6 protein-coding genes are annotated in these 6,088 nt (G+C 46.5%); 5 read left to right on the top strand and 1 reads right to left on the bottom strand.

Features of this window, described 5'->3' with window-relative positions; translation table 11 throughout:
• The coding region (locus HRU21_11110; protein ID NRA42836.1) for a hypothetical protein at positions 1-148 on the top strand (148 nt) is incomplete at its 5' end.
• Positions 149-375: 227 nt separating this feature from the next.
• Entirely contained in the window at positions 376-1,773 is a 1,398-nt protein-coding gene (gene sthA / locus HRU21_11105) for a Si-specific NAD(P)(+) transhydrogenase (protein NRA42835.1), read from the top strand.
• A gap of 143 nt (positions 1,774-1,916) precedes the next feature.
• Here sthA and HRU21_11100 read toward each other — a convergent pair whose 3' ends face one another.
• Complete coding sequence (locus HRU21_11100; protein ID NRA42834.1) at positions 1,917-3,356, bottom strand: DUF1329 domain-containing protein; 1,440 nt, start codon at positions 3,354-3,356, stop codon at positions 1,917-1,919.
• Between the two features lie 222 nt (positions 3,357-3,578).
• On the opposite strand from HRU21_11100, the gene HRU21_11095 reads away from it, so the two are divergent.
• From HRU21_11095 to HRU21_11085, 3 genes are all read left to right on the top strand, one after another.
• Positions 3,579-4,544, top strand: coding sequence for a calcium/sodium antiporter (locus tag HRU21_11095; protein ID NRA42833.1), 966 nt, complete (start codon positions 3,579-3,581; stop codon positions 4,542-4,544).
• Positions 4,545-4,687: 143 nt separating this feature from the next.
• The gene (locus HRU21_11090; protein NRA42832.1) at positions 4,688-5,653 is read left to right on the top strand and encodes a KpsF/GutQ family sugar-phosphate isomerase; all 966 of its coding nucleotides are present in this window, start codon (positions 4,688-4,690) and stop codon (positions 5,651-5,653) included.
• 36 nt (positions 5,654-5,689) lie between these two features.
• Positions 5,690-6,088: hypothetical protein (locus tag HRU21_11085; GenBank protein NRA42831.1), on the top strand; the 399-nt coding region annotated here is incomplete at its 3' end.

The raw sequence follows: 6,088 nt of genomic DNA, 5'->3' as shown, positions 1-6,088 counted from the left end.
CGGTATGTCGGTTGACGGAGCTTTTGCTGTAATAGCTGCAGAAGTACCATTAGTAAAGATGTTTGCTTATGTTGGTCATCTAAGATCAATAACTCAGGGTAAAGCATCCTTCAGTATGGAGTTTCTGCGTTACTCGAGAAAGACCTAATAATTTTCGGAATAGCCTGAATACCATGATAAAAACCCTTTTGAATTGAATGGCGTTAGGAGCTTTTGACCACAAAACACAAAAAAATTCCGCCGTCGGCCCAAAAAATTGACCGAACAGTCAGTCTTAGATAGGGCTTTGTGCGCAAATTCCAACTGCTAAACACAGCAATACCGGGCTATTTGGCTTACAATAGCGGCATTAAAAATCATTAACAGGAAAAACCCGTGAGTCAGTATGACTTTGATTTAATCGTGATCGGCGGTGGCCCCGCTGGTGAGTCGGCAGCGATGAGCGCTGCCAAACATGAGCAACGCGTTGCGATTGTGATACCTGAAGAAGAAATTGGCGGCGCCTGCACACACAAAGGCACGATACCTTCCAAAGCTTTGCGCGCCGCTGTGAGCAGCCAAATTCGTTTTAACTCTAACCCGATGGTTAAACATATTAAGTCGTCAGAGGTGTTGCACTATGCCGACTTGACCGAGAACTTAGCCAGCATCATTAACAAACAGGTGAAAATGCGCAGCAAATTTTACCTACGCAACGATGTGACCATTTTTGAGGGTCATGCTGCCTTTAGCGATGCCAATACGCTAGCAATTAGCCATCAAGGCGGCCCGGTTAAAAAAGTGACCAGCAAAAAAATTATGATTGCTACCGGTTCACGGCCTTACCATCCAGACGACATCGACTTTTCACACTCTCGGGTATACGACAGCGATAGCATTCTTAGCATGCAGCATAACCCGCGCAAAATTATCATTTATGGTGCTGGCGTTATTGGCTGTGAATATGCCTCGATTTTTGCAGGGCTGGGCATCAAAGTTGATCTGGTGAACAACCGTGATCGACTGTTGGAATTTTTAGACGATGAAATTTCTGACGCGCTCAGCTATCACTTGATTGCGCAAGGCGTGATTATTCGTCACCGTGAAAGCTTTCAAACCTTTGACGCCGACGACAAACAAGTGACCATGTACTTAGCCTCTGGCAAGCGTATTACCGCCGATGCCTTGCTCTGGTGTAATGGCCGAACCGGCAATACCGATGCGCTGCAGCTTGACGCGATTGGGCTCAACGCCAACCACCGCGGCCAGCTTGAAGTGGATCAGCAATATCAAACCGCGGTTGAGAATGTTTATGCCGTGGGTGACGTGATTGGCTGGCCGTCATTGGCGTCTGCCGCCTATAATCAGGGCTCTACGGCGTCTACCAATGCGATTGGCACCGACCCTCTGAACTTTGTTGATGATGTGCCCACCGGTATTTACACCCTGCCAGAAATTAGCTCTGTAGGACAAACCGAGCGAGAATTAACTGACGCTAAAGTGCCGTATGAAGTCGGCCGCGCGTTTTTTAAAGATACCGCTCGGGGGCAAATCAGCGGCCAAAAAGAAGGCATGCTCAAGCTGCTATTTCATCTAGACAGCTATGAGTTACTTGGCATTCACTGCTTTGGCGCCGAAGCCACCGAGATCATTCATATCGGCCAGGCGATTTTAAAGCAGGAGAATCATGGCAACGATATCCGCTATTTTGTTAACACCACATTTAATTATCCGACGATGGCAGAAGCGTATCGCATTGCTGCCTTGAATGGCTTAAACCGCACTGGCTATTAAGCCAGCGCCATTTATTCAAGCTATTAGGCAGTCAAGCGGCTCGATAAGCTTATTGCAAGCCATAAAAAAACCGCCTTGCGGCGGTTTCTTACAATCTCATAATCATCAGCTAAAAGCTGAGAAATCAAGCGATGCTAAAAGATCTAGCGCCCCATCTTACGGAGGTTAGCTGGCGAATAATACGCTTCGCCTTTTGGCTCAGCCATATAGTTGACCGGCGACGTCTCGTTTACCATACGCAAAGAGATGTAAGCACCTGATTGCAAGTCATGGAACATATGCGCACGGGTTACATAGCCCTGTAGCGCATAATCATAAAGCGTATTCAAAATACCTACGCGCCATAGCTCACCACGGCCATCGTATGACTCAAGTAAGACGATTTGCCAGCTGTCTTCGTCAATATAGAAGCGGCGCTTTTTATACACATGACGCTGACCATCTTTCAGCTCAGCTTCAACAACCCAGACGCGGTGTAATTCATAACGCATAAAGTCTGGGTTGGCATGGCCTTTTTGTAATAAATCAGAATATTTAACTTTAGGGTCATCAAATTTATAGGCATGGTAAGGCACGTAAATTTCTTTTTTACCTACCAAGGTCCAAGTAAAACGATCTAAGGCACCATTAAAGCCGAGCGAGTCATCAACCGTAACCAAGCCACCTGGGCCGTCTGGCGTGTCATAACCAACAGTTGGCGCACGACGCACACGACGCGCACCTGGAATATAAACCCAAGCCTTACGCTCATTTTTAACTTGATCAAGCGCCTCATGAACCACTGTCATTTGGCCTTTTTGGCGCTTAGGCTCTTCAATGGTCACATGCACAAAGCCAGCATTAACACCAATCGCATCGTCTACGGTGCCCACTTCGTTTTCAAGATAAGCGAACGGATACTCAGATACCATTTTTTGGCGACGCTTCTGGGTTTTGCCATCCAAATACACCGCCATATCGTCCATTTGACCAAACAAGGTTGGATGTGGATGAATAATACGAGCATTCCAGATTGCTTCCGCACCCGTTTGCGGAATCGGGAAAGGCGCACCACCAGTAAACTGCTGCATGCCATCTTCACCGTTCACTAATTCTGTATTGGTGGCATTCCACTTGGTGCGCGCTTCAACTTTTTCGCTAAAGCGACCATCGCGATGAGAGGGGTAGACATTCATTTTAAAGCTGTCTGGATACTTTTGCAGTAAGGCTTTTTCACCCTCACTCAAACGAGCTTCGTACTGCGCCATATTCGCCGCAGTAATCGTAAATAATGGCTTTTCATTGGCATAAGGGTCGGGGTAAATGTCGCCTGGACCAGAATATTGCAAACCTTGCGGTACGCCGCGCATAGAGCCAGACCATGCAGGGATAGAACCATCGGCATTGCCTTTCATCTCAGCACCCATTGGCGTTAGCGTATCTCCACCCAATGTTGCAGCTTGCTCAGCTGTGACTTTGGCATGCGCAGGCAGGGCAAAAATGCCCGAGGCAATCAGCGCCATGATTAACTTATACTTCATTTTACTACTGTCTCCACGGTCAGATTGACGGCGCGGCATATCATCGATTGAGCTCAAAAACATGCAGCGAAGTCATTTGTACACAAAAATTCAGCGAGACATGATAGCGATTCTTATCAGAATTCATAGCATTAGGCGGCTTTTTTTCAGCTTTCGCCGACAAACACCGCAAAACATAAAACCACTGGTCGACGAAAGACAAAATTTACTGTTTAAGTAATAAAACTGCATCAGTAATAGACTTAGCTGTTATAATTTCGCCCTTTAATATTGCCGAGCTTATCTATGTTACTCGCACTCGCCGCCATTTTACTTGGCTTTGTCATTATGATGTTTAGCGCCGACTGGTTTGTTAAAGGCGCAGCCTCCATTGCTGACTATGTTGGCATGTCAAAACTGATGATAGGGCTGACCATTGTCGCTTTTGGTACCTCAGCCCCAGAAATTATTGTTTCGCTGATGGCGGCTATAAATGACTCCGCTGGTCTCGCGGTGGGCAACGCATTAGGCTCAAACCTTGCCAATGTTGGCTTAGTGATTGGTTTAACCGCAGTCATTATTCCATTGCAGGTATCGCGCAGTTTGGTGCGGTCGGAATTACCGATTTTGCTAGCCGTTTATGGATTAGCTGGGTTCGTGTTGTATAACTTAGATATTACCTGGTTTGACAGTGGCTTATTGCTATTAGGCTTAACAGCGTTCATTGTGTTTTTATTCTACAAGCAGCGCGCCAGCCAAGCCGAATCCCTATCTGCAGAGGATGAAGAGATAAACGAGCTTGTTGGTTTGAGTTTAACGAAAGCCATTGTGGCATTGTTAGGCGGCTTGTTATTGCTGCTAGCATCAGCTGAAGTCTTAGTCTGGGGTGCAAAAACAGTCGCTAGCTTGTTTGGTGTACCTGAGCTGATTATCGGTCTCACGATAGTCGCGGTAGGCACCAGCTTGCCAGAGCTTGCTGCATCAATTGCCTCGGCAAAACAAGGCCATCATGAAATCGCCTTTGGCAATGTGATTGGCTCTAATACTTTTAATTTATTGGTGGTGATGGCCGTGCCTGGACTGGTTGGCACACAGGCACTTGGTCCTGAGGTATTTTCCCGCGATTTTGCGGCTATGCTAGTGATTTCAGGCCTGTGGATGGTTATGATGCTGATCAGCTATATAAGACGGCAACCTTTCTCTCGCTGGATGGGTATTTTACTATTACTGTGTTATTTTGCTTATTATGGGATTTTGGCAACAGAGCTTTAACTAGTTACAGCCGCTTGCAGCCACTTTTTAATTGATCGATATTTAACGCTGGCTTATTTTTAGCCATAGTTTTATAAGCCACTTTTTACATCTTCCAACATTATATTCAATCTTTGTAGATAGGATTACGATAGATATTTACCATGCCGACCTTTATTGCATCTGCCAAACGCACCTTAGATATTGAAATTAAAGCGATTCAGGATCTGAACCAGCGTATCGACCAAAGCTTTTCTAAAGCCTGCCAACTTATGCTGAGCTGTGAAGGCCGCATTGTGGTCACCGGCATGGGTAAATCCGGCCATATTGGTAATAAAATCGCAGCAACATTGGCCAGCACCGGCAGTCCTGCATTTTTTGTGCATCCCGGCGAGGCAAGCCATGGTGATCTTGGCATGATTACCCATAAAGATATTGTGTTAGCGATTTCGAACTCTGGCACGACCTCAGAAGTGCTGACGATTATTCCATTAATTAAACGCATGGGCGCAACGCTGATCAGCATGACCGGGCATGCGCAATCTACACTCGCACAGCAATCACACGTACATCTCGATATTTCGGTTGAGCGTGAAGCTTGCCCGCATGATTTAGCGCCAACGGCAAGTACCACGGTAACACTAGCCATGGGCGATGCCTTAGCTGTCTCCCTATTAGAAGCCCGAGGCTTTACAGCCGAAGACTTTGCTTTCTCTCACCCTGGCGGTGCGCTGGGCCGAAAACTGCTGCTGACGGTGAATGACATTATGGCAAGCGGCAAGGACATTCCAAAAGTTGGCAACGATGCTTTCATGAAAGACGCATTATTGGAAATGAGCGCCAAGGGCTTAGGCATGACCACCGTGGTTAATTCAGCAGCCAAGCTGGTAGGCATTTTTACCGACGGCGATCTCAGGCGCTGTATTGATGCCGGCCACGATATCAAACATGCAGCGATCCGCGACATTATGACAAAGGACTGCAAAACCATCGCGTCAGACATGCTGGCAGCTGAGGCCTTAAATATTATGGAAACCAATAGTATTTCTCAGTTAGTCGTCACCAACACTGAGCAACAGCCTATTGGCATTGTGCATATGCATCAAATTTTAAAAGCGGGCATTGCCTAAGTTGTTGAACGTAAATGCGGCAAAAAGCTATACATCATGACAGTAGCCTCTAAGCGCATTAATCTGGTCATGATTAGCTTGATGGTGACACTGTCTGCTTGCGGGTTTGACGGGGCGCAGCAGAACACGCCAGCTATTGATACAGCCGCCAGTGATTCTCTATCACCGCTTATACAAACTATTTTTAAGCAAGCGCAAAGTGTAGAGTTTAATCAGCAGGGCGAGATATACTTACTTATGGATGCTGAGCGAATTGAAGAATTTAGTGATGCTGAACAGCAGCTAACCTTGCCCACTTTGCTGGAGGTGATTTATGCGCCAGAGAATGAAAACCCTAGCCAAGTAAATATCGACTGGATATGGACCAGTAAGGCATTATTAGCTCACCACTGGACGAGTTCTCAAACCAGCGAGTTAAAGGGCGAGGTAATAATC

Source organism: Pseudomonadales bacterium, from assembly GCA_013215025.1.
Taxonomy (GTDB): Bacteria; Pseudomonadota; Gammaproteobacteria; order Pseudomonadales; family DT-91; genus DT-91.
The sequence above is the reverse complement of the archived record's forward strand: the minus strand, read 5'-3'. Positions and strand labels throughout refer to the sequence as shown.